The sequence below is a fragment of the Paenirhizobium cremeum genome, from assembly GCF_022884085.1.
Taxonomy (GTDB): Bacteria; Pseudomonadota; Alphaproteobacteria; order Rhizobiales; family Rhizobiaceae; genus Allorhizobium; species Allorhizobium cremeum.
The window spans coordinates 185,664-207,364 of sequence record NZ_JAGGCS010000003.1 but is presented as its reverse complement, the minus strand read 5'-3'; the positions used below and the strand labels follow the sequence as shown (position 1 = coordinate 207,364).

General features: G+C 61.2%; 25 protein-coding genes. 12 read left to right on the top strand and 13 right to left on the bottom strand.

What is annotated here, in order from left to right; all coding sequences use genetic code 11:
• Positions 1-9: 9 nt before the first annotated feature.
• The 3 genes from J5N58_RS07510 to J5N58_RS25940 all read left to right on the top strand — a co-directional run bounded on the left by J5N58_RS07510 (position 10) and on the right by J5N58_RS25940 (position 1,920).
• On the top strand, positions 10-1,200 hold the full coding sequence (locus tag J5N58_RS07510; protein ID WP_244710325.1) for a GNAT family N-acetyltransferase: 1,191 nt from the start codon (positions 10-12) through the stop codon (positions 1,198-1,200).
• A 69-nt stretch (positions 1,201-1,269) separates the two neighbouring features.
• Complete coding sequence (locus tag J5N58_RS07505) at positions 1,270-1,695, top strand: HIT family protein (protein WP_113339562.1); 426 nt, start codon at positions 1,270-1,272, stop codon at positions 1,693-1,695.
• A 96-nt stretch (positions 1,696-1,791) separates the two neighbouring features.
• A complete protein-coding gene (locus tag J5N58_RS25940; protein WP_280519995.1) occupies positions 1,792-1,920 on the top strand; it encodes a hypothetical protein in 129 nt (42 codons plus the stop codon).
• Positions 1,921-1,926: 6 nt separating this feature from the next.
• Here J5N58_RS25940 and J5N58_RS07500 read toward each other — a convergent pair whose 3' ends face one another.
• Positions 1,927-2,784, bottom strand: a complete 858-nt coding sequence (locus tag J5N58_RS07500) for an urea carboxylase-associated family protein (protein WP_113442842.1) — start codon at positions 2,782-2,784, stop codon at positions 1,927-1,929.
• A 122-nt stretch (positions 2,785-2,906) separates the two neighbouring features.
• Here J5N58_RS07500 and J5N58_RS07495 point away from each other — a divergent pair, with 122 nt between their 5' ends.
• Positions 2,907-3,788 (top strand): LysR substrate-binding domain-containing protein, encoded by an 882-nt coding sequence (locus tag J5N58_RS07495; RefSeq protein WP_113442843.1) that lies wholly within the window; start codon positions 2,907-2,909, stop codon positions 3,786-3,788.
• Positions 3,789-3,829: 41 nt separating this feature from the next.
• Here the strand turns inward: J5N58_RS07495 and J5N58_RS07490 are convergent, their stop codons facing one another.
• The 8 genes from J5N58_RS07490 to cysE all read right to left on the bottom strand — a co-directional run bounded on the left by J5N58_RS07490 (position 3,830) and on the right by cysE (position 10,404).
• Positions 3,830-4,165, bottom strand: coding sequence for an AzlD domain-containing protein (locus J5N58_RS07490; protein WP_113442844.1), 336 nt, complete (start codon positions 4,163-4,165; stop codon positions 3,830-3,832).
• Positions 4,162-4,914 carry an AzlC family ABC transporter permease gene (locus J5N58_RS07485; protein ID WP_113442845.1) on the bottom strand — a complete coding sequence of 251 codons (753 nt, stop codon included), beginning with the start codon at positions 4,912-4,914 and terminating at the stop codon, positions 4,162-4,164. The genes J5N58_RS07490 and J5N58_RS07485 overlap by 4 nt, the downstream gene beginning before the upstream one ends.
• Before the next feature lie 98 nt (positions 4,915-5,012).
• On the bottom strand, positions 5,013-5,429 hold the full coding sequence (locus tag J5N58_RS07480; RefSeq protein WP_113442846.1) for a nuclear transport factor 2 family protein: 417 nt from the start codon (positions 5,427-5,429) through the stop codon (positions 5,013-5,015).
• 187 nt (positions 5,430-5,616) lie between these two features.
• Complete coding sequence (gene clpA, locus J5N58_RS07475; RefSeq protein WP_113425743.1) at positions 5,617-8,088, bottom strand: ATP-dependent Clp protease ATP-binding subunit ClpA; 2,472 nt, start codon at positions 8,086-8,088, stop codon at positions 5,617-5,619.
• Positions 8,089-8,097: 9 nt separating this feature from the next.
• Positions 8,098-8,448, bottom strand: a complete 351-nt coding sequence (gene clpS, locus J5N58_RS07470; protein ID WP_112830156.1) for an ATP-dependent Clp protease adapter ClpS — start codon at positions 8,446-8,448, stop codon at positions 8,098-8,100.
• Between the two features lie 249 nt (positions 8,449-8,697).
• Positions 8,698-9,051: a phasin family protein gene (locus J5N58_RS07465; protein WP_112830157.1), complete on the bottom strand. Its 354-nt coding sequence runs from the start codon at positions 9,049-9,051 to the stop codon at positions 8,698-8,700.
• A gap of 198 nt (positions 9,052-9,249) precedes the next feature.
• Positions 9,250-9,453 carry a DUF3126 family protein gene (locus J5N58_RS07460; RefSeq protein WP_112830158.1) on the bottom strand — a complete coding sequence of 68 codons (204 nt, stop codon included), beginning with the start codon at positions 9,451-9,453 and terminating at the stop codon, positions 9,250-9,252.
• Between the two features lie 126 nt (positions 9,454-9,579).
• Positions 9,580-10,404: a serine O-acetyltransferase gene (gene cysE, locus J5N58_RS07455; protein WP_112830159.1), complete on the bottom strand. Its 825-nt coding sequence runs from the start codon at positions 10,402-10,404 to the stop codon at positions 9,580-9,582.
• Between the two features lie 74 nt (positions 10,405-10,478).
• Here cysE and J5N58_RS07450 point away from each other — a divergent pair, with 74 nt between their 5' ends.
• Together J5N58_RS07450 and J5N58_RS07445 are read left to right on the top strand one after the other, a co-directional pair.
• Positions 10,479-11,282: an enoyl-CoA hydratase-related protein gene (locus J5N58_RS07450; protein WP_113425741.1), complete on the top strand. Its 804-nt coding sequence runs from the start codon at positions 10,479-10,481 to the stop codon at positions 11,280-11,282.
• Positions 11,283-11,375: 93 nt separating this feature from the next.
• Complete coding sequence (locus J5N58_RS07445) at positions 11,376-12,164, top strand: peptidoglycan-binding protein (protein ID WP_244710323.1); 789 nt, start codon at positions 11,376-11,378, stop codon at positions 12,162-12,164.
• Positions 12,165-12,167: 3 nt separating this feature from the next.
• Here the strand turns inward: J5N58_RS07445 and J5N58_RS07440 are convergent, their stop codons facing one another.
• Positions 12,168-12,950, bottom strand: a complete 783-nt coding sequence (locus tag J5N58_RS07440) for an alpha/beta fold hydrolase (protein ID WP_112830161.1) — start codon at positions 12,948-12,950, stop codon at positions 12,168-12,170.
• A 168-nt stretch (positions 12,951-13,118) separates the two neighbouring features.
• Here J5N58_RS07440 and J5N58_RS07435 point away from each other — a divergent pair, with 168 nt between their 5' ends.
• Together J5N58_RS07435 and J5N58_RS07430 are read left to right on the top strand one after the other, a co-directional pair.
• Complete coding sequence (locus J5N58_RS07435) at positions 13,119-13,364, top strand: zinc-finger domain-containing protein (protein WP_112830162.1); 246 nt, start codon at positions 13,119-13,121, stop codon at positions 13,362-13,364.
• Positions 13,365-13,388: 24 nt separating this feature from the next.
• A complete protein-coding gene (locus tag J5N58_RS07430) occupies positions 13,389-14,555 on the top strand; it encodes an FAD-dependent monooxygenase (RefSeq protein WP_112830163.1) in 1,167 nt (388 codons plus the stop codon).
• Positions 14,556-14,557: 2 nt separating this feature from the next.
• Here the strand turns inward: J5N58_RS07430 and J5N58_RS07425 are convergent, their stop codons facing one another.
• Positions 14,558-15,748, bottom strand: coding sequence for a cystathionine beta-lyase (locus J5N58_RS07425; RefSeq protein ID WP_113442848.1), 1,191 nt, complete (start codon positions 15,746-15,748; stop codon positions 14,558-14,560).
• A gap of 66 nt (positions 15,749-15,814) precedes the next feature.
• Positions 15,815-15,973 (bottom strand): hypothetical protein, encoded by a 159-nt coding sequence (locus J5N58_RS07420; RefSeq protein ID WP_162748301.1) that lies wholly within the window; start codon positions 15,971-15,973, stop codon positions 15,815-15,817.
• A gap of 136 nt (positions 15,974-16,109) precedes the next feature.
• Between J5N58_RS07420 and J5N58_RS07415 the strand changes: the two genes are divergently transcribed.
• From J5N58_RS07415 to J5N58_RS07400, 4 genes are all read left to right on the top strand, one after another.
• Positions 16,110-17,138 carry an amino acid ABC transporter substrate-binding protein gene (locus J5N58_RS07415; RefSeq protein ID WP_112830165.1) on the top strand — a complete coding sequence of 343 codons (1,029 nt, stop codon included), beginning with the start codon at positions 16,110-16,112 and terminating at the stop codon, positions 17,136-17,138.
• A gap of 94 nt (positions 17,139-17,232) precedes the next feature.
• Entirely contained in the window at positions 17,233-18,426 is a 1,194-nt protein-coding gene (locus J5N58_RS07410) for an amino acid ABC transporter permease (protein ID WP_112830166.1), read from the top strand.
• A gap of 1 nt (position 18,427) precedes the next feature.
• A complete protein-coding gene (locus J5N58_RS07405; RefSeq protein WP_112830167.1) occupies positions 18,428-19,585 on the top strand; it encodes an amino acid ABC transporter permease in 1,158 nt (385 codons plus the stop codon).
• A gap of 15 nt (positions 19,586-19,600) precedes the next feature.
• On the top strand, positions 19,601-20,374 hold the full coding sequence (locus J5N58_RS07400) for an amino acid ABC transporter ATP-binding protein (RefSeq protein ID WP_112830168.1): 774 nt from the start codon (positions 19,601-19,603) through the stop codon (positions 20,372-20,374).
• Positions 20,375-20,542: 168 nt separating this feature from the next.
• Here the strand turns inward: J5N58_RS07400 and J5N58_RS07395 are convergent, their stop codons facing one another.
• On the bottom strand, positions 20,543-21,298 hold the full coding sequence (locus J5N58_RS07395; RefSeq protein ID WP_113438268.1) for a thermonuclease family protein: 756 nt from the start codon (positions 21,296-21,298) through the stop codon (positions 20,543-20,545).
• Positions 21,299-21,701 lie beyond the last annotated feature (403 nt).

Sequence of the window (21,701 nt, the reverse complement as noted above, 5' to 3'; positions counted from 1 at the left end):
GGGAGACGCATGACAGGAGACATGACAATCCGGATCGAAAGATCCTTTTGTGCGATCGCACCGGAACGCTGGGCGCAACTCTGCGGCGCCCGGCGGGGATCGAAGGACTATAATCCCTTCAACTCCCATGCCTTCCTGTCCGCTCTGGAGGAATCGGGATCGGCCGCAGCGCAGACCGGCTGGCTCGGCCATCACCTTCTCCTCGAAAACGGCGATGGCGCACTTATCGGCGCCGTGCCCTGCTACCTCAAAAGCCACAGCCGGGGCGAATACGTCTTCGACCACGGCTGGGCGGATGCCTTTGAACGCGCCGGCGGCCGATACTATCCGAAACTGCAAAGCGCCATTCCTTTCACCCCCGCGACAGGGCCGCGCCTGATGGCGGCCATCGGTCAGGATGACAGCGCCATTCAAGGCGTTCTGGCCGGCGGATTGCGGCAGGTCGCGGACGAGCTCGGCGTTTCCTCGGCGCACGCGACCTTTGTGCCGGACAATGAAATGCGGGTCTTCGAAGCGGAAGGCTTCCTGCACCGCACGGACCAGCAGTTCCATTTCATCAACGACGGCTATGCCAACCACGAGGCGTTTCTCGAAACGCTCGCCTCCCGCAAGCGCAAGGCGCTGAAAAAGGAACGTCGCGCCGCGCTTGAAAACGGCATCACCATCGACTGGCTGACCGGATCGGATCTGACCGAGGATATCTGGGACCAGTTCTTCGCCTTTTACATGGATACCGGCAGCCGCAAATGGGGCAAGCCTTACCTGACCCGGCTGTTTTATTCGCTGATCGGCGAACGGATGGCTGACGACATCCTGCTGGTCATGGCAAAGCGCAACGGCAGATATATTGCAGGCGCCATCAATTTCATCGGCGCCGATACGCTGTTCGGCCGCCATTGGGGCTGTGTCGAGGATCACCCCTTCCTGCATTTCGAGGTCTGCTATCACCAGGCGATCGATTTCGCTCTGGCAAAAGGCCTGAAGAAGGTGGAGGCCGGCGCGCAGGGCGAACACAAGCTCGCGCGCGGCTACCAACCGGTGACCACCCATTCCGCTCACTACATCGCCCATGCGGGGCTGAGGCGCGCGGTTTCCGACTATCTGGAGCACGAACGACGGGAGGTCGCGCAGATCGGCGACTATCTCGACGAGCACACGCCTTTCCGCAAGGGCGAGAGGCAGCAGCGCGAGGACGACTGAGCGACCGAAGCCATCCTTGATCCCAAGCGAGTGATCGCATTAAGTGGCGCCGACAACGAGGAGATACCCATGACCAGCCCGGCCTACGATCCGAACAACATCTTCGCCAAGATCCTGAAAGGGGATATCCCCTCCGTGAAGCTCTACGAGGACGACGACACCCTCGCCTTCATGGATGTGATGCCGCAGGCGACCGGTCACCTGCTGGTCATCCCCAAGGTCGGCTCACGCAACATCCTCGATGCCGATCCGGCCGTTCTCGCCAAGCTGATACCGGTGGTGCAGAAACTCGCGGTCGCCGCCAAGGAAGCCTTCGAAGCCGATGGCGTGTTCGTTGCCCAGTTCAACGAGCCGGCAGCCGGGCAGACCGTTTACCACCTGCACTTCCACGTCATTCCGCGTCATGAGGGCGTGCCGCTCAAGCCGCATTCCGGCAAGATGGAGGATATCGAAGTGCTGAAAGCCAATGCGGAGAAGATCAGGGCCGCACTCTGAACTCGACCTCGATACAATGCGGCGAAACGCAGCCGACTTGGTATCCGACTGGCTGACCGGCAAGCCAGCCGCCGCATCTTCAGAAGGAGCACCGAGATGAATGACAATCTTTACTACGCCATCGTCGGACACAACACGAATACGAACGAAGGTCTCGGCCGGCTTCTCGGGCTCGTCATCGCCTTTGTCGTCATCGGCGGCGGCTTCTTCTGGCTGATCGGCTAACGCCCCTCACGCTTCGGGGCTGACATAGCCGTTCCTCTCCGGGAACGGCCAGTTCTTCAGCAACTCGGCATCAGGACGGAAGATCTCCACCTTCAACGGATAGCAGGCGGCGACATCGCTCGAATGCTCGGAACTGCAATCGCCGCCCGGGCAGGCCGACAGGCCGCCGAGAAGATCGATTTCCGCGAAGAATTCGATGAAATCACCCGGCCGGACCGGGCTCGCCTTCATGAAATACTGGTGGGTATCGCGGGTGAAGCCCGTGCACATGAAAACGTTGAGCACGTCGTGCACATGGGGCTCGGCCTCCGCGAAGCTCAGCCCCCGCGCGCCGGCAAGCGCTCGTGTCAGGTTCGAATGACAGCAATTGTGATAGTCGCCACCGGACAGCAGCCTGTTGGTATAGGGGTCGCAGCGCGTGCCGATAACATCGTGAACGCCGCCGCCATCGTCATCGAAGCCGTACCAGGAAAGCGTATCATGGGTGATCGTCGCCATCGGCCGCAGATAGGGAAGCGTACTCCACAGACGGTCGCCGACCGTGACGTGGGTGGCATGCAGCGCACGGGTCTTGCCGCTGAAGAACCGTTCGGAAAGGTCATTGGCGTTCCACAGGTTGAGATCACCGACCTGCGCGCCCTCGACGCTGACGATCCGGAAGAAATGCCCCTTCGGCACGTTGAACGTCCGCCCGTCACGTGGCGGGACGACGACTTCGTCGATCTTTTCGAGATTGCTCCGGGCCTCATTCAGCAGCGCCATATCCGGCGTCGGCAACGTCCCGTTGGGATAGACGACAACGGGTTTGACGGCACGCCGTGCGGCGGCATCCGCGGGAGCGGCGATCTGTGGCCTGATGTTCATGGAAATCCTCCGTCTTGCTGCGGGTTGAGGATGATCGTCCGTCGGAAACTGCACGCCGGCAAGGGCTCTGGCAAGACGGCTTCTTCTTGCCTCAAGAGCAAGCATGGCTTAGCCATGGAGGTATGAAGCTCCCGCCGCTCCCCAGTCTGCGCGCCTTCGAGGCCGCTGCCCGCAAGGAAAGTTTCCGCCATGCCGCAGCCGAACTCGGCATGACGGCAGCAGCCGTCAGCCAGCATGTCAGGGCGCTGGAGGGCTGGTTAGGGATCGCTCTTTTCGAACGCAGCGCGCGCGGTGTCCGGCTCACCCCGGAAGGGCGGGATTTCAGCGGCACCGTATCGGCAAGCCTCGGGGCGATTGCTGCCGCAGCGGAGCAACTTGCCGCTGCGCGCCGGCCGCGGCAGGTGCGCCTTGCCTGCCTGCCATCGGTGGTATCGCACTGGCTCGCCCCTCGCCTTCCTGCCTTCCGGGCAGCGCATCCCGGCATACAGGTGACGATCGGCTATTCCGCCGGCGCAGAAACGCCCGCGGAGGCGAAGGCCGACCTCCTGATCCGGCATGGTGCCCGGCCATCTCCCGAAGCATTGCCGATCCTCAGCGCAGCGACCCGCCCGACCGCAGCGCGCAGCTATGTCGAACGGAAAGGCCCGTTTCCCGATGCGGCCGATCTCGCCCGCGCGGACCTGCTGCATGACGAGGACAAGGCGGCGTGGCGGCGATGGTTTACCGAAGGGGGTATCGTGGCGCCGACGGAATCCGGTCCGCTGTTCGCAGACTTCAACCTGCTTGTCAGCTCGGTGACTTCGGGGTTGGGGGTGGCGCTCTGCCCGAGCGCACTGATTGCCAACGAACTGGCACGTGGCGAACTGCAGATCCTTTTCGAGCGCGCGAGCGACACGGAAAAGCACTACTGGCTCCTCGAGGCGGATCGACCGACACAGGAGGCCGTGCTCATGCGCGACTGGCTGCTTTCGGAGACCCGCAATTCAGGCCAGCTTTCTTCGTGAAATCCCGGTGGGTATCGCAGTCCGTCCATGCGGCGGCCCTATCAATAGAGGCTGATTCCGAGCGCCAGCAGCGCAAGCGGCACGACGACCCCGACGACGACACGCTCGCCCGCCAGCAGGAAGGCCAGAAAACCGATGCCCGCTGCGCCCAGCCGCATCCATAGCGGCGTGTGCTCAAGACTGCCGGTCGGAAAGACGATGAGCTTTGCGGTGACGGCCATGACGAGAGTGGTGGCAACCGCCCTCACCCACAAAAGCGCCTCCGAACCCTCGGCCAGGCGGTTCCCGGCCACCACGCCAAGCCAGCGCCAGATATCGGTCGCCAACCAGCCGGCAACCAGAATCACGACATAGGGCCACCAGTCGCCGACACTCATGGCCCGCTTCCTTCGTTGCGCAATTTCCTCGCGCGGACCACATGGCGGTCGAGCAGATAGGCCAGGGTACCGCCTCCAAGACCGACGATCAGAATGTCGAAGCCCGGCGCCACAAGCGCCAGAAGTGGACCGCCGATAACGCCGACCACAAAAGCGATCCTGACCACGGAATGGCGAGCCGAGGCCCAGATCGACGCAACGAAATAGACCGGCGTCAGAAAGAACAATACTCCGGCAACGGGTGGGGGAAATGCGGCCACGAGACCATAGCTCAACCCCACGAGTATCGTGTTGACCAGCACCAGCGTCAGACCGAAGCCCGCGAAATAGGCGGTGCGCGCTTCCCGCGGCACACTCTTCAAAGTGCCCATGGCGAAGACCCATGCGGTAATCGCAACAAAATGGGAGAGAAAGAGCAGCAGCCAGGTCGGCGTTCGCTCGTTGCGCATCTCCGGAACGAGCGAGGCGACCATGGGCATCATGCGGATCGAAGACAGGGACACGGCGAGAAACATCGCCAGGATATTCGCCCCGCTCGCCATCATGCCGATGAGGATCATCTTCGCCGGCAAGGCCCACACCATCAGGGTCATCAGCATCGCCTGCTCGCGGGAAATACCCGATTCGAGCGCGAAGGCGGCGAAACCGACGAAGGACGTCATCAGGATGATCGCAGGCAGGCTGAAAATGCCCGCAGCCCCTTTTGCCGCCCAGCGCAGCGAGGTGAATTGAGGAAGAGGCTGGATCATTCAACAAAGGCCAAAGCGAAACAGGAGGGCGCGGGAGACGCGCAACAGACCTACACCGTTCACCGGTCCCGCGGCAAGACCGCGGGACAGACCGCGTTTCAACGCATACCGTCAGGCCCGCCGCTGACCGAAATCATCAGCCATCGGTCGCCGTCCTTCTTGTAGACCTCCGTCCAGCGGCCGGAAATGGACTTTGCGCCGGTGTCCGGTGTCTCGACCGCAGCCTCGTAGCTGTAATGGACCACACCCACCTCGTGATCGAAGACCGTAACCTTCAGGGGCTTCAGACGGTACCGCAGGACACGCGGCGAATAGGGACCGACCGAGGCAATCGCCGCTTCGTAGTCATGGGGCGCATCGGTGCCGGTCACCCAGCCGGAGTATTCGCGATGCAGGAGCTTGCGAACCGGCTCGGTTTCCCGCCGCCGGGCAACTTCCCACAAGGCCGCAACGTGATCCCACAACTCCCGCTGCTCATCGGTGAACCGGGCATCGTCGCCCGCATCCGTATCCATCAAGATCGCCTGTCTCAAGCCATGCACTTCATTGAAGGCTACGCGCGGTCGCAACCCGCCGCAACCTCATCGAAAGGATAGGTGCTCCGATCACGCGATCGTCATCACCCGAAAAAGAAGCCCCCGGATCGTCGATCCGGGGGCTTTCATCAATAAAATCATCCGAAGCCAGATCAATGCCGAGGCCTCAGCCTTTCTTGGGCACTTTCGGCACCGAACTGCGACGCTTCGGCGGCACTTCAACCACAGCTTCCGTCTTCTCGGCCTTTGCCTTGGCCTTGCGCGGCTTCTTCACTGCTTCCGCAGCTTCCGCGGCGACCTCGACAAGTTCGGCCTCAGGCTTCGGCTTTACCGGTGCGGCATCGGCAACGGCCTCGAGGTCGAGGATCTCGGAGCCATCTTCGCCTTTCTTGACGCCGACCTTGACCACCCCGCCCTTGCGGAGCTTGCCGAACAGGATCTCGTTGGCGAGCGGCTTCTTGATGTGCTCCTGGATGACCCGCGACAGCGGTCGGGCGCCCATCTTTTCGTCGTAACCGCGCGTAGCGAGCCATGCGATGGCTTCCGGCGCGAGGTCGAAGGTGACGTTGCGCTCGGAAAGCTGGGCTTCGAGCTGCATGACGAATTTCTGCACGACCTGATGGATCACTTCCGTCGGCAACGGGGCAAACGGAATGGTCGCATCGAGACGGTTGCGGAACTCCGGTGTGAACAGGCGGTTCAGCGCCTCTTCATCCTCGCCGGTCCGCTTGGACGAACCGAAACCGATGGCCGACTTCGCCATTTCGGAAGCGCCCGCATTTGTCGTCATAATCAGGATGACGTTGCGGAAGTCGATCTTCTTGCCGTTATGGTCGGTCAGCGAACCGTGGTCCATCACCTGCAACAGAATGTTGTAGATGTCCGGATGCGCCTTCTCGATTTCGTCGAGCAGCACGACCGAATGCGGATGCTGGTCGACGCCGTCGGTCAAGAGACCGCCCTGGTCGAAGCCGACATAACCGGGAGGAGCGCCGAGCAGACGCGAAACCGTGTGCCGCTCCATATATTCCGACATGTCGAAGCGCAGCAGTTCCACGCCGAGCGAAGCGGCGAGCTGCTTGGCAACCTCGGTCTTGCCGACGCCGGTCGGACCGGAGAAGACATAGCAGCCGATCGGTTTGTTCGGTTCGCGCAGGCCGGCACGGGCCAGCTTGATCGAAGTGGAAAGCGCCTCAATGGCCTTGTCCTGGCCGTAGACGACCGAACGGAGTTCCTTTTCGAGGTTGGCGAGCACCATCTCGTCGTCCTTGGACACCGTCTTCGGGGGAATGCGGGCCATGGTGGCGATCGTTGCCTCGATCTCCTTTTCGGTAATCAGCTTGCGGCGCTTGGAAGCGGGGAGAAGCATCTGGGCCGCCCCCGTCTCGTCGATCACGTCGATCGCCTTGTCGGGCAGCTTGCGGTCCGAGATGTAGCGCGCCGAAAGCTCGACGGCCGACTTGATCGCCTCGTTGGTATAGCGAAGCTTGTGATAGTCCTCGAAATAGGGCTTGAGGCCCTTCATGATCTCGATGGCATCGTCGACCGAGGGTTCGTTGACATCGATCTTCTGGAAGCGGCGAACCAGCGCCCGATCCTTCTCGAAGAATTGGCGATATTCCTTATAGGTGGTCGAGCCGATGCAACGGATCGCACCCGAGGACAGCGCCGGCTTCAGAAGGTTGGACGCATCCATCGCGCCGCCCGAGGTGGCGCCCGCGCCGATCACCGTGTGGATCTCGTCGATGAAGAGCACCGCACCGGGATAGTCCTCGAGTTCCTTGACGACCTGCTTCAGGCGTTCTTCGAAATCACCGCGGTAACGGGTGCCGGCAAGCAGCGTGCCCATATCGAGCGAGAAGATGGTCGCATCCGCCAGCGCCTCCGGAACCTTTCCTTCGACGATCCGCTTGGCCAGGCCTTCGGCAATCGCCGTCTTGCCCACGCCGGGATCGCCGACATAGAGCGGATTGTTCTTCGAGCGGCGGCAAAGCACCTGGATCGTCCGGTTGACCTCGTCGTTACGGCCGATGAGCGGATCGATGCGCCCGTTCTTGGCCTTCTCGTTCAGGTTCACGCAGTAAGCCTTGAGCGCTTCCTGCTTGGTCTTTGCGGACCCCTCTTCCTGCTCGCGGGCCTGCTTGGCTTCGCCGTCGCCTTCTTCCGCACCACGCGGCGGACGGACCTGGGCCGAGCCCGGCCGCTTGCCAATCCCGTGGGAGATGTAGTTGACGGCGTCATAGCGGGTCATCTCCTGCTCCTGCAGAAAGAAGGCCGCATGGCTTTCCCGCTCGGCGAAGATCGCAACGAGGACGTTGGCGCCGGTCACCTCTTCGCGACCCGACGACTGCACATGGATCACGGCGCGCTGGATGACCCTCTGGAAACCGGAGGTGGGCTTTGAATCCTCGTCGTAACCGGTGACGAGATTGGCGAGTTCATTGTCGACATAGTCGATCACGGTCTTGCGCAGAACATCCAGATTGACATTGCAGGCGCCCATCACGGCCGCCGCATCCGCATCATCGATCAGCGCAAGCAACAGGTGCTCGAGCGTGGCGTATTCATGGTGCCGCTCGTTGGCGTAGGTCAGTGCCTGATGCAGCGCCTTTTCGAGGCTGGGAGAAAATGTTGGCACGTCAGATCCTCACTTCTTTTCCATGACGCATTGCAGCGGGTGTTCATGCTGTCTTGCGAAGTCCATCACCTGGCTTACCTTGGTTTCGGCGACTTCGTAGGTGAAGACACCGCATTCCCCCACACCATGATTGTGCACATGCAGCATAATGCGGGTGGCGGCTTCCCTGTCCTTCTGGAAGAAGCGCTCCAGGATGTGGATCACGAACTCCATCGGGGTGTAGTCATCGTTCAGCAGCAGGACGCGATACAGGTTCGGTTTCTTCGTCTTGGGCTTTGTGCGCGTGATGACGGACGTGCCACGATTGGCATTGTCCCCATCGCGCCCATTGCTCTGCATGAAGACCGGCTTGGCGATCATTTCAGTTCATTCTCCATTGTCCGGCCGATTTGCCGAAGATGCAATGCGACGGACGAACACTCAGGACAGTAAGGTAGTTCATATTCCGGTGATTTTAAGCCCCCCGACGCTCACTGCAAACAGAATCGCGGCGACGCACCGAAAAGCCTGAAAAGAGTCAAAGCGTATATCAGCCCCTTAAAAGCGCAAGACCGGCCGCACCAAGGTGCGGCCGGTCCGAAAATCCGGAACTGGACTGTTCGAAAGAGATCAGGCCGCAGCCGAGTACGGCGTCGAAGACGTTGCCTTGGAGATGGTCGATTCGTAGGGTTTGTAGACCGTCTTGGCGAGATCGGCATACATTTCGCTCATCTTGGTTGCCTCGGCCACGAAGGACTCGTAGGAGGACTTCATGAAATTCGACTGCAACTCGAACGCGTTCTCGATGCTCTTTACGCCAGCGAGCGATTCCATGAAGGCCGCCGTGTCCTGGAAGGACTTCTTGGAGAACTCGGACGCTTCCGTCGCGATCGCCTGAAAGCCCTTGCTGATTTCTGCATAATTTTTCAGCATGGTATCCATGGCTTCCTTGCCCTTCTTATTGGCCTCATCGAAGTTGAACATGTGCAATTCCTCCTGCTCGTGCCCTTTTTGAATGCAGCGGACGATAGCAGATGCACAAATTTGGTCAAGTAGTCTTGTGCGCCGCAATATCCTCTTATGGTTGCAATTGCGACCAAAACAAAAAAGCCGACCGCAACACGGCCGACCTCCCATTCCTTGAAAAGGAAAACATATATCAGTCTCTATGCAACTCTCGGATTAGAGATCGACGTCGAGAATGGCCATCGAAAAATTATAGGAAAGATCGCCGTCTTCCTCGTCCTTGAACACCACGCCCAGAAACTCCTCGCCGGCATAGACTTCGGCGGAATCGTTCTTGCGCGGACGCGCCTTGACCGAAATGCTCGGACCGAACATCCGCTTGAAATAGGCGTCGAGTTTCTTGATTTCTTCGGGCTTCACTGAAATTCTCCATGTCGATTCAATTTGGCCCGCTTGTCGCATGTGCCGTCAGCAGATGTAAAGACGCAAACGGCATGAACGCCACCGGCCGGCGATACCTCGCAGGCCGGCGGCGCCCGATATGAATCAGTCGTCTGCGGCGAGCATCTGGTCCATGGAACGGGCCGGCTCCGCGCAACCCGCCTCCCCGACCACGCGGGCCGGAACGCCGGCGACCGTCGATCCCTTCGGCACAGGCTTCAGAACGACCGAGCCGGCAGCGACGCGCGAGCAGCAGCCGACCTCGATATTGCCGAGCACCTTGGCTCCGGCTCCGATCATCACGCCGTCACCGATCTTCGGATGACGGTCGGCGCCTTCCTTGCCGGTGCCGCCGAGCGTCACGCCGTGCAGGATCGATACATTGTCGCCGATACGCGCCGTTTCGCCGACGACGAGACCGGTCGCATGATCGAGGAAGATGCCCTTGCCGATGCGAGCGGCCGGATTGATATCGGTCTGGAAGACGCTGGAGGAACGGCTCTGCAGATAGAGCGCGAAATCGCGCCGGCCTCGGTTCCACAGCCAATGGGCCAGGCGATGGGTCTGGATGGCATGGAAGCCCTTGAAATAAAGGACCGGCTCCATGAAGCGCGTGCAGGCCGGGTCGCGGTCGTAGACAGCCTGAATGTCGACGCGCACGATCTGGCCCCATTCCGGCCAGTCGCGCAGCATCTCATCGAAGGCCTGGCGCAGCAGGATCGCCTGCATATCCGGGTGATCGAGGCGTTCGCAGATCCGGTAGATGACGCAATCTTCGAGCGAGCGATGATTGAGGATGGTCGAATAGAGAAAAGTCGCAAGCAGGGGGTCGTGCTCGGCGGCCGAGCGCGCCTCCCCCTGGAGACTATCCCAGATCGGGTCCATCGACATGATATGCTCTCGCTTGAGGAATTCGCTCTTTGCGGCCATCGCCGGTCTCCTCGTTTCATTTCTAACGTCATTATATAGTCCATCCTCGATTCAACATAAATGGGCTCCGAGAAATGAAACACACCAGCCAATTCGCCGCCGGCAAGATCCTCGCCACCTGCCAGAACGGCGTGGGCATCCTGACGATCGACAATCCGGAGCGGAAAAACGTAATCAACGCGGCCATGTGGCGCGCCATTCCGGATGCGATGCACTGGCTCGTTTCCGACGCAGGCGCGCGCGTGGTGATGCTGACCGGTGGCGGCACGAAGGATTTCAGCGCCGGCGCCGACATTTCCGAATTCCCGACAGTGCGCAAGGATACGGCAACGGCGCGGGTTTACGAGAGCGACAACAGCGCCGCCTTCTCTGCGATCCGTAATGCCCGTATTCCGGTGATCGCCGCGATCCGCGGCATCTGTTACGGCGGAGGTTTCGGGCTGGCGGCCGCGGCGGACCTGCGTATCGCCGCCGATGATGCCGCTTTTGCTGTGCCTGCCGCCCGGCTCGGGCTTGCCTATCCGGCGGACGCCGTGCAGGATTTTTTCCATGCGCTCGGTCCTCAGCTTGCGCGGAAAATGCTGTTCACCGGCCTTGCGGTCGGGGCCTCCGAGCTTTGCGAGGCAGGCTTCCTTTTGGAGATCACCGCACCGGCGGCGCTCGACGCAGCCGCGCTGTCGCTCGCCGAAATCATCGCGGCCAATGCGCCGCTTTCCGTGCAGGCGTCCAAGCTCGCTCTGCGCGCCGTCGCAACCAATGATGACGACCTGCTGCGCGAAGCGGAGGTCATCGGAGCGGCAACCTTCGACAGTGCCGACTATGCCGAGGGACGGGCGGCCTTCGCCGAAAAGCGCCGTCCGGTCTTTTCCGGCCGTTGAACGGCACACCCGTCTACATTATTAGGTTGCATTTCAGTTTGTTGCAATTTAAGATGGAATTCATATCATCTCCTCATCAACCGGGGGATGACAATGAGTTGGATAAGTGAAACCGAGATCCTGAAAGACCGCCAGAAACTGAATGGCGATCTCCACCCCCTGACCAACAGTGTCATGCTGCGCGTGCTGGGAAGCCCGCGGGGCAATTATGACCAGACCTGTCGTCCGGTCACCAATCCCAGGATAAACCGGCTCATCGTCACGGCGGATGTCGGCCCCTTTTCCGTGACCGGCCTGAAGCCCGTGGTCGAGCGTCTGAAGCTTGCCTTCGCGGATATCAGGCAGAAGCAACCGGCCATCCATGCCGCGCTCGGCAATGCAGGCATGCTCTGCTGCCGCTATGTGCGCGGCAGCAGAGCCTCGATCAGCAACCATTCCTGGGGATGTGCGATCGACCTTACGCTGGAAGGCAGGCTGGATTCACGCGGCGACGGCAAGGCGCAGAAGGGCCTGATCGCCATTCATCCCATCATGAACGCCCATGGCTTCTTCTGGGGTGCCGCATTCAGCACCGAGGATGCCATGCACTTCGAGATCTGCCGTCAACAGTTGCTCGAGTGGCATGAGGGCGGCCTCCTCGGCGAGAAGGCGGAATTGCCTGCGGAGGCGAACAGGCTGGCACTCGGCGACCGCGGTCCGGACGTCGAATGGGTGCAGGAGCGACTGAACCGTCTCTACGGTCTGGACGTCGAGGAGGACGGCATCTTCGGTCCGGCGACCCGCGCCGCCGTCATCGAATTCCAGCTTCGCCAGGGTCTCGCCACCGACGGTATCGCGGGACCGAAGACGATGGCGGCACTGCGCGAGGCGTCACCGCAATAAGATCTACGCCTTCAGCCCGCGATAGAAATCGAGCACGGCCTTCTTGAAGACCCGGTCGCCGACGGCGAGCATGTGATCGCGGTTCGGAATGTCGATCGCCTGCGCATGGGGCATCAGGGCAGCCAGTTCGTGCGGCGAGCCTGCGATATCGTCCTTCGTCCCGACGGCAATCAGGACCGGGACATCGACCTTTGCGATATCCGCGCGGCTCACCAACTCCCGTGAAGTACTGATGCAGGCGGCAAGCGCGAAACGATCCGAATGGGTCTGTTCGGCGAACTGGCGGAACATACGGCCACGCTCATGGGTCACATCATCGAGCGATGGAGCCAAAAGAGCATCGGCGATCGGGTCCCAGTCGCCGACACCGTCGCAAAGGCCGATCCCCAAGCCACCGAACACGAGGGAGCGGACGCGGTCGGCATGCTCCATTGCCAGAAAGGCGGAAATGCGCGCGCCCATGGAATATCCCATGACATGGGCCTGCTCTATACCGAGATGGGTCAGCAGAGCCGCTGCGTCCCCCGCCATCAGCGAGGGGTAGTAGGCGTCCGGCTCATGCGGCCGGTCGCTTGCGCCATGGCCGCGATTGTCGATGGCGATGACGCGGTAGCCGGCCTCGCCCAGGGTCCTCAGCCATCCCGGATAGACCCAATTGACGTTTGCCGTCGAGGCGAAGCCGTGAATCAGCAACACCGGTTCACCTGTCGGATCTCCCTCGTCGAAATAGGCCAGTTGGAAACCATCATGGATGAAGGAAGAGAAGGGAGGCGCATCGAGATTCATCGGTCATTCCTGTCGGCTGTATCGTGGGGAGACAATATTGAAGGCGGCGGCGTCCTCAAACCCCTTTCTGTGTGTTTTTCTGTGACTCCGCATCGTGTTTGGCTCTACCCTTTTTCGAGGAAGGAAGATAATGTCCGGGCACTTTCGAATGGCATAGCGGAGAAAAACATGGCCGGGCACAGCATTCCCCATTTCCAGAACGACGGCGGTCACGCAGTGATCGAGATCGGCGTGAAGGAATTCATGTGCACGGGCGCATCGGCCCCCTTCGACCATCCGCATATCTTCATCGACATGGGGCATGACGACGAAAAAGTCTGCTCCTACTGCTCGACGCTCTACAAGTACAACCCGTCCCTCAAGGCGGAACAGACCAACCCGCCGGGCTGCGTCTATCACGTGAAGGCGGCCTGAGCGGCGTCCTGATCGGCCAGTTCCATGACCATCAAGACCGCCGCCATCATCGGAGCAGGCGTGGCGGGCTTGACTGCTGCGCTTTCGCTCGCACGGCATGGCATCCATGTCGATATCCTGGAACAGGCCCCGCAACTCGGTGAGGTGGGCGCCGGCCTCCAGCTTTCGCCCAACGCCACCCGCATTCTCGCCGAACTCGGCGTATTGGCGGATCTAGAACGTCACTGGATCGAGCCGGACGAGATTCGGCTCGCGTCGGGCGCGACACTCAAGCCGCTTGCCGCCGTTCCAGTCGGCCGCTTCGCCCGCGAGCGCTGGGGAGCGCCCTATGGCGTCCTTCACCGCTCGACGCTGCAACAGGCACTGCTGACTGCGGTCATCCGCAATTCCCTGTGCAGGCTCCAACTCGGCCAGCGCATTGAACACCCGACGGCTTCGGCGGTCGAGGCGATCACCGGGACAAGGCCGGATCTGGTGGTCGGCGCCGACGGGGCATGGTCGCCGGCGCGCAAACTGATCGAAGGCGGCCCGACAATAAGCTTTTCGGGCAATATCGCCTGGCGCCTGACGATCGAAAGCGCCGGCGCGCCGGCCTTCCTCGGGGAGCGTTGCGTTACCGCCTTCCTCGGCCCGAAGACGCATCTGGTCTGCTATCCACTCAAAGAGATCGACGGCTTCAATCTGGTCGCCATCGCGGCCGGAATGAACCCTGGCGAGACCTGGGCGGCCCAGGGAAGCGACGTCCAGCGCGGCATGCTGCTGGCACAGTTTTCCGGCTGGAATTCTTCGATCCTTACGCTTCTCGCGGGTGTGAAGCAGGCGACCTTCTGGCCCCTCTACGAAGCATCGGCCGGGCGTTGGCAGAATGGTCGCGATACCGTGCTGATCGGGGATGCCGCCCATGCGATGATGCCGTTTTCTGCCCAGGGTGCGGTGATGGCCATCGAGGATGGGTTCGAACTCGCTGGTCATGTCTCCGGTCAGTCTGCCTTGCCGGACGCCCTCGCCGCCTTCGAGACCCATCGCAAGGCCCGCGCCGGCCGAGTGAGGGATCGCGGTGCGTTCAACAAATTCGCCTATCACGCCCGCGGTCCGGTTCGCATCGCGCGCGACATCGTCCTGTCGCTGCGCCGGCCGCAGAGCCTCGCCGCGGATATGGACTGGCTCTACGGCTACCGGGCAAAAGGCTGAACTCAGATCGCCGCTGCGGCGGCGAAGCCCTTCTCAAGATCCGCGATAATGTCCTCGACATTTTCCAGGCCGATCTGGAGGCGGATGACAGGCCCCTCCTTCGGCGCCTTGCAGATCTTGCGGTCGTCGAGATTGACCATGACGGCAAGGCTCTCGTAACCGCCCCATGAATAGCCGAGACCGAAAATATCGAGGCTGTCCAGGAAGGCGCGCGCCTTGGGTTTAAACTGGGCCGGATCGTCGACCGCCAGGACGAAGGAAAAGATGCCGCTTGCGCCCTTGAAGTCGCGCTTCCAGATCTCGTGCCCGGGAAAGCTCGGCAAGGCCGGATGCAGAACGGTGGCGACATCCGCCCTGCCCTCCAGCCACTGCGCCACGGCAAGGGCGCTCTTCTGATGCGCCTCGAGACGCAAGCCCATGGTCCTCAGCCCCCGCAGGATCTGATAGGAATCATCCGGTGAGACACAGACGCCGAGGGTAATCCTCGCATCGTCAAGCGCGCGCCAATGGGCCTCGTTGGCCGAGACCGTGCCGAACAGCACGTCAGAGTGGCCAGAAGGATATTTCGTCGCCGCATGGATCGAGATGTCGACTCCGAAATCGAGCGGGCGAAAATAAAGGGGAGTGGCCCAGGTGTTGTCCATCGTCACCACGCAACCGTGCTTGTGGGCAACATCGGCAATGACGCGAATATCCTGCATTTCGAAGGTGTTCGAACCCGGCGCCTCGGTATGCACGAGCCTGGTGTTGGGTCTGATCAGGGCCTCGATGCCAGCCCCGATGGCAGGGTCGTAATATTCCACGCTTACGCCGAGGCGTGCCAGCATGGTGTCGCAGAAGTGGCGGCAGGGCGAATAGACCGAATCGACGATCAGGGCATGGTCGCCGGCAGACAGGAAAGCCAGAAACGGAACGGTGATCGCAGCCAGACCCGACGGGACGAGGATCGTGCCGGCCGAACCCTCGAGTTCGTCGATCGCCATGCACAGGGCATCGGTCGTCGGGGTGCCGCGGGTACCGTAGGTGTATTTCTGCGCTCGCGTTTCCATGGTCCGGGTGTCGGGAAACAACACCGTCGAGGCGCGCACCACGGGCGGATTGACGAACCCGAAGAACTCCGACGGATCATTGCCGATATGGCAAAGCTTCGTGTCCGTACCGGCCTTGGCCAGCGTTTCTTTCCGGTTCTTCATGGGAGATGGTACCTTTGCTGAGGAGGGTCTTTCGACCGTCATTTGTGACCGCCCGCATTTGGCCGGTCAAGGGGGATGCGACTGGCGGACGATATGCACAGAGTGCAATCCAAAGCGTTTGCGGCCGATGTTTTTTTGTTCAAGACCCTGCCTCAGCGCACCGAAATCTGCCTCATTTTCAACCGGTTTTAGCAAATTGCCGCTTTTATGTCTGATTTCAATCATCAAGACTTGACCACACACCCATTTACGACTGTGATAAGTCGTCCGCTCCGGGAGGCTCGCGGACCGGCGAGCATAACTGTGCACCCGTACGCAACTCGCTGTGAGTCAAAAGACAACAAGATAAGGGTTGGGAAAAATGAACAAGACGATTCTGTCCGCCGTTCTCGGCGCCACGGTTTTCGGTTTCGGCGCAGCGGCGGCGAACGCCGGCACTCTGGACGACGTGAAGGCCAAAGGCTTCGTCCAGTGCGGTGTTAACGGCTCGAATCTTGCCGGCTTCGGCGCGCAGGACTCCTCGGGCAACTGGACCGGCCTCGACGTCGACCTGTGCCGCGCGGTTGCAGCCGCCGTCTTCGGCGACGCTACCAAGGTCAAATACACGCCCCTTTCTGCGAAAGACCGCTTCCCGGCGCTGCAGTCCGGCGAAGTCGACATGCTTGCCCGCAACACCACCTGGACCATCAGCCGCGATTCGCAGCTCGGCTTCGACTTCCGCGCGGTGAACTATTATGACGGCCAGGGCTTCATGGTTCCGAAGAGCCTGAACGTGAAGTCCGCTCTCGAGCTTTCCGGCGCCGCGGTCTGCGTCCAGGCCGGCACCACCACCGAGCTCAACCTCGCCGACTACTTCAAATCCAACAACCTCGAATACAAGCCGGTCGTGTTCGAGAAGCAGGAAGAAGTCGACGCCGCCTATCAGTCCGGCCGTTGCGACGTCTATACGACCGACCAGTCGGGCCTCTATTCGATCCGCCTGTCGCTGTCGAACCCGGCCGATCACGTCATCCTGCCGGAAATCATCTCCAAGGAGCCGCTCGGTCCGGCCGTCCGCCAGAACGATTCGAAGTGGCTGGATATCGTGACCTGGGCCCATTACGCCATGGTGGCGGCTGAGGAATTCGGCATCACCTCGGCAAACGTCGACGAGATGACCAGCTCCGCCAACCCGGACATCAAGCGCTTCCTCGGCGTCGAAAAGGACCAGACCATCGGCAAGGACCTCGGCGTTGACGAAAAGTGGGCCTACAACATCGTGAAGCAGGTGGGCAACTATGGCGAAAGCTTCGACCGCAACGTCGGCGAAGGCTCGAACCTGAAGATCCAGCGCGGCCTGAACTCCCTGTGGACCAAGGGCGGCCTGCAGTACGCCCCGCCGATCCGCTAAGCGCCAAGCAGACTTGGGAAGGCGCCTTCCGGGTGCCTTCCCACCGACAACGAATGAGAAGACGGCCGAAGACGGTCGCAATAGGGGATAACGCATGGCAGTGGTCGCCACGAACGGAGACGGCGCTGGCCGCCCGGTACAATCCTTCATTTACAATCCGACCGTTCGGCAGTTCGTATATCAGGCGCTGACGGTGCTGGCGATCGTCTGGCTTTTCTGGTTTGCCGGTTCGAACGCAATAGCGAACCTCGAAAAAGCCAACATGACGGCCGGTTTCGAGTTCCTCAACGGTCGTGCGGGCTTCGACATCGCGCAGACCCCGATCAGCTACTCGAGCGATGAATCTTACGCCCGGGCATTGCTCGTCGGTTTCATCAACACTTTGATCGTCGCCGGCTGCGGTATCGTTACCGCCACGATCATCGGCCTGCTCGTCGGCATCGGTCGCCTGTCGCACAACTGGCTGATTGCCCGCCTGACGACCGTCTATGTGGAAGTTTTTCGCAACATCCCGCCCCTTCTGGTTATCTTTTTCTGGTACAAGGGCGTGCTGTCGCTGCTTCCGGACGTCCGCGCCTCTCTTGAACTGCCGCTCTCGATCTTCGTCAGCAATCGCGGCATCTACATGCCTGCACCGATGTTCGGTGAAGGCGGCTGGATGATACTCGCGGCCCTGGCTGTCGGTATCGTTGCGGCCATCGCTTACACGAGATGGGCGAACAAGCAGCAGTTGCTGACCGGCCGACGCCCGCCGGTCCTGCTGGTCAACATAGCGCTGATCGTCGGCCTGCCGCTTGTCGTCTTTGCCGTCCTCGGCTTTCCCGTGACCTTCGACATTCCGGAGCTCGGAAAATTCAACATGCGCGGCGGCACCGTGATCGGGCCGGAATTCCTGTCGCTCTATCTTGCTCTTTCCTTCTATACGGCGGCCTTTATCGCCGAGATCGTGCGCGCAGGGATCAAGGGCGTATCGAAGGGCCAGAACGAGGCGGCCTCCGCTCTCGGTATTCGCCCGCGCCTCACGACACGTCTCGTCGTCCTGCCGCAGGCGCTGCGCATCATCATTCCGCCGCTCACCTCGCAATATCTCAACCTGACCAAGAATTCCTCGCTGGCGGTCGCCATCGGTTATGCCGATCTCGTGGCGGTCGGCGGCACGATCCTCAACCAGTCCGGCCACTCGATCGAGATCATCGCGATCTGGATGGCGATCTATGTGTCGATAAGCCTGGCGACTTCCCTGTTCATGAACTGGTTCAACGCCAAAATGGCCCTGGTGGAGCGCTGAGATGGACAAGAACTCCGTTTCCTACGTAAGGCAGGACTTCCTGCCGGCCCTTCCCGCCCCGACCAGCGACAGTTCGGTCGGCGGCTGGCTGCACAAGAATCTCTTCGCCACGCCGCTCGACAGCCTGATGAGCGTCCTGTTCGGTGTCGTGATCGTATGGTTCCTCGCCTCGAGCGTGGACTGGCTGTTCCTCTCGGCGGTCTGGACCGGTGAAGGCCGCGCGGCCTGCGCGACAATCGCCCAGGGCGGCACGCAGCCCGATGGCTGGAGCGGCGCCTGCTGGGCCTATGTCGGCGACTGGTTCACCCAGTTCATGGTGGGGTCCTATCCGCGCGACCAGCTGTGGCGACCGATCCTGATCGCCATCCTGTTCGTCGGACTGCTGACCACGATGCTGATACCGTCCTTTCCCCGCAAGGGACTGAACGCGATCCTGCTGTTGGTGGCTCTGCCGATCCTTGCCTATGTCCTGCTGCTCGGCGGCTATTTCGGCCTCTCCCATGTCGAGACGACCCAGTGGGGCGGCTTGATGGTGACGCTGATCCTGTCTTTCGTCGGCATCGTCGTCTCATTGCCCGTAGGTATCCTTCTGGCACTCGGACGCCGGTCGAAAATGCCGATCGTGAAGGCGGCCTGCATCGGCTTCATCGAACTGGTGCGCGGCGTGCCGTTGATTACCGTGCTGTTCATGGCCTCCGTGCTGCTGCCGCTGTTCCTCGCGCCCGGCAACAATATCGACAAGTTCCTGCGCGCGCTGGTGGGCGTATCCATCTTCGCCTCCGCCTATATGGCGGAAGTGATCCGCGGCGGCCTGCAGGCGATACCGAAGGGTCAGTATGAGGGCGCCGATTCGCTCGGTCTCAGCTATGGCCAGAAGATGACCTTCATCATCATGCCTCAGGCGATGAAACTCGTCATTCCAGGCATCGTCAACACCTTCATCGGCATGTTCAAGGACACGTCGCTGGTGTCGATCATCAACATGTACGACCTGCTCGGCATCGTGAAGGCAAGCTTCGGCGATGCAAGCTGGCTGACACCGGTGACGCCGCTCACCGGCCTGATCTTCGCCGGTTTCATCTTCTGGCTGTTCTGCTTCGGCATGTCGCGCTACTCCGCCTTCATGGAGCGCCACCTCGACACCGGCCACAAACGATAATTCAGGGAAACACACATGGCTAACACGCAACCCGCCAAGATGACCGTCTCCGACACCGATGTGATGGTCGAGATCATCAATATGAACAAGTGGTACGGCGATTTTCACGTACTGCGCGACATCAATCTCAAAGTGATGAAGGGCGAGCGTATCGTCATCGCTGGCCCCTCGGGCTCGGGTAAGTCGACGATGATCCGCTGCATCAACCGCCTCGAAGAGCACCAGAGCGGCCACATCATCGTTGACGGCACCGAACTGACCAACGACCTCAAGAAGATCGACGAGGTGCGCCGCGAGGTCGGCATGGTGTTCCAGCACTTCAACCTCTTCCCGCATCTCACCATTCTGGAAAATTGCACGCTGGCGCCGATCTGGGTGCGCAGGATGCCGAAGAAGGAGGCCGAGGAGGTCGCGATGCATTTCCTCAAGCGGGTCAAGATCCCGGAACAGGCCCACAAGTATCCCGGCCAGCTTTCCGGGGGCCAGCAGCAGCGCGTGGCGATCGCCCGTGCGCTGTGCATGAAGCCGAAGATCATGCTGTTCGACGAGCCGACATCGGCGCTCGACCCGGAAATGGTCAAGGAAGTGCTCGACACCATGGTCGGGCTCGCCGAGGAAGGCATGACCATGCTGTGCGTGACGCACGAAATGGGCTTTGCCCGTCAGGTCGCCAACCGCGTGATCTTCATGGACCAGGGCCAGATCGTCGAGCAGAATTCACCGGCGGAGTTCTTCGACAATCCGCAGCACGAACGCACCAGGCTCTTCCTCAGCCAGATCCTGCACTAAGCCGACGCGCAAGATACGCTGCGGTTTTACCTCCGCAGGCGTGCAACAAGAACCCAGCCGGAAGCAGAGCCGCTGCATGTGGCTGCCGTCCAGCTCGCAAGATAAAGCCCGCAGGTCCGCACCTGCGGGCTTTGGCATGTCGTGCTCGCCGTTCGGCAGGTGAGCGGCCTACGGGCACCAGGTTTCCTGCTTGCCCATGCGCGGACGCGCCAGTCCCTCCGACACAAGAATCGATCCCAGCGAGCGACCGTTGCGGGCGACGATCCGCGTTTCGGCGACATCCTGTCCCTTGAGCGTGGAGAACTCGAGATCACCGCCATTCAGCAGGTCGCGCAGCCGCACCTTGGCGGCAAAGCCCTTTTCTCGCTCCTGTTGGCACCTAGCCTTTTCGGTTTCGGGCGCCACGATATCGGCGAGCGCGATCCGGGTCTTGCGGTACCAGAAGGTGTCGCCGCTGGCGACGCAGTTATCGAGGCCGGACGTTCCGCAGAAATAGAACTTCCCCGAAAATCCCTTGCCGAGCAGAACGGTCTCCGTCCGGGGTATGTCGGCAGCCGCGGGTTTGGCCGAAACCGGACTGACCGTCGCGCCGCCAACCGGGGTCGGCGGTACCGGACCGTCGGCGCGCTTCGCCTCCTGTCTCGGCCTTTCCGCAGGAGGCGCGGCGCGCATCGCCGTCTGTGCCTCCTTGCGTAGCGGCTTTGCGGAGGCTTCGGTCTGCGATGCGGAAGAACGCGCCCTCTCCTTGCCGGACAGATAGGCAAGCACCGATGGCGGCAATTTCCCACGATTATCATAGGCGGCGATGCCGCCCGCCACGATGAGCAAGGCTGCGAGCCAGGGCCAGAGGCTTCCCGAACTCTGCCTGCCTGCAGCTTTCTTGCGTTTTCGCGGGGCGCGTTTGGTCTGGGTCGTGCCTGCCATGGAAGCCTCTCGTCTGCGGCGCTTTCGCTTGCTAGAGCATGTCGCGATCCGGCGGATGCGCGGCCTATGCTTTAGATCCCTGTTCCTTCGCATGCCATGGCCGCAAACCGCTCAACGCTTTTGCGCACCATGTCTCAGGATGTGCGCGGCATTGGTAAATACTTGCTGAACAGCTTTTCTCACCGGTCCCGCCGTCCACCGGATTCCGCCAGGCTCACGTCGAACACGCGTGGAGTGGACGCATCGGGCTTAAATCCGCACTAACCCTTTGAATACATTGGCCACCAATTTTGCCGGCTAAACAATCGAACGGGCTATCGCATTCGATAGCCCTATCGGGCGGCTTCACAATGCCTAAAATAGATGCACAAATTCCCTTTCACCGCATGCGGTGGGGAGGAGC

Excerpts from the sequence above, each read along its gene's own strand:
- J5N58_RS25940 (WP_280519995.1), top strand. The coding sequence starts at position 1,792 with ATGAATGACAATCTTTACTACGCCATCGTCGGACACAACACGAATACG.
- J5N58_RS07465 (WP_112830157.1), bottom strand. The coding sequence starts at position 9,051 with ATGTTCAACTTCGATGAGGCCAATAAGAAGGGCAAGGAAGCCATGGAT.
- J5N58_RS07500 (WP_113442842.1), bottom strand. The coding sequence starts at position 2,784 with ATGAACATCAGGCCACAGATCGCCGCTCCCGCGGATGCCGCCGCACGG.
- J5N58_RS07445 (WP_244710323.1), top strand. The coding sequence starts at position 11,376 with ATGAGTTGGATAAGTGAAACCGAGATCCTGAAAGACCGCCAGAAACTG.
- J5N58_RS07420 (WP_162748301.1), bottom strand. The coding sequence starts at position 15,973 with ATGATTGAAATCAGACATAAAAGCGGCAATTTGCTAAAACCGGTTGAA.
- J5N58_RS07485 (WP_113442845.1), bottom strand. The coding sequence starts at position 4,914 with ATGATCCAGCCTCTTCCTCAATTCACCTCGCTGCGCTGGGCGGCAAAA.
- J5N58_RS07510 (WP_244710325.1), top strand. The coding sequence starts at position 10 with ATGACAGGAGACATGACAATCCGGATCGAAAGATCCTTTTGTGCGATC.
- J5N58_RS07505 (WP_113339562.1), top strand. The coding sequence starts at position 1,270 with ATGACCAGCCCGGCCTACGATCCGAACAACATCTTCGCCAAGATCCTG.
- J5N58_RS07430 (WP_112830163.1), top strand. The coding sequence starts at position 13,389 with ATGACCATCAAGACCGCCGCCATCATCGGAGCAGGCGTGGCGGGCTTG.
- J5N58_RS07440 (WP_112830161.1), bottom strand. The coding sequence starts at position 12,950 with ATGAATCTCGATGCGCCTCCCTTCTCTTCCTTCATCCATGATGGTTTC.
- J5N58_RS07400 (WP_112830168.1), top strand. The coding sequence starts at position 19,601 with ATGGCTAACACGCAACCCGCCAAGATGACCGTCTCCGACACCGATGTG.
- J5N58_RS07450 (WP_113425741.1), top strand. The coding sequence starts at position 10,479 with ATGAAACACACCAGCCAATTCGCCGCCGGCAAGATCCTCGCCACCTGC.
- J5N58_RS07425 (WP_113442848.1), bottom strand. The coding sequence starts at position 15,748 with ATGAAGAACCGGAAAGAAACGCTGGCCAAGGCCGGTACGGACACGAAG.
- J5N58_RS07395 (WP_113438268.1), bottom strand. The coding sequence starts at position 21,298 with ATGGCAGGCACGACCCAGACCAAACGCGCCCCGCGAAAACGCAAGAAA.
- clpS (WP_112830156.1), bottom strand. The coding sequence starts at position 8,448 with ATGATCGCCAAGCCGGTCTTCATGCAGAGCAATGGGCGCGATGGGGAC.
- J5N58_RS07435 (WP_112830162.1), top strand. The coding sequence starts at position 13,119 with ATGGCCGGGCACAGCATTCCCCATTTCCAGAACGACGGCGGTCACGCA.
- J5N58_RS07490 (WP_113442844.1), bottom strand. The coding sequence starts at position 4,165 with ATGAGTGTCGGCGACTGGTGGCCCTATGTCGTGATTCTGGTTGCCGGC.
- J5N58_RS07495 (WP_113442843.1), top strand. The coding sequence starts at position 2,907 with ATGAAGCTCCCGCCGCTCCCCAGTCTGCGCGCCTTCGAGGCCGCTGCC.
- J5N58_RS07405 (WP_112830167.1), top strand. The coding sequence starts at position 18,428 with ATGGACAAGAACTCCGTTTCCTACGTAAGGCAGGACTTCCTGCCGGCC.
- J5N58_RS07410 (WP_112830166.1), top strand. The coding sequence starts at position 17,233 with ATGGCAGTGGTCGCCACGAACGGAGACGGCGCTGGCCGCCCGGTACAA.
- J5N58_RS07415 (WP_112830165.1), top strand. The coding sequence starts at position 16,110 with ATGAACAAGACGATTCTGTCCGCCGTTCTCGGCGCCACGGTTTTCGGT.
- J5N58_RS07480 (WP_113442846.1), bottom strand. The coding sequence starts at position 5,429 with ATGGATACGGATGCGGGCGACGATGCCCGGTTCACCGATGAGCAGCGG.
- cysE (WP_112830159.1), bottom strand. The coding sequence starts at position 10,404 with ATGGCCGCAAAGAGCGAATTCCTCAAGCGAGAGCATATCATGTCGATG.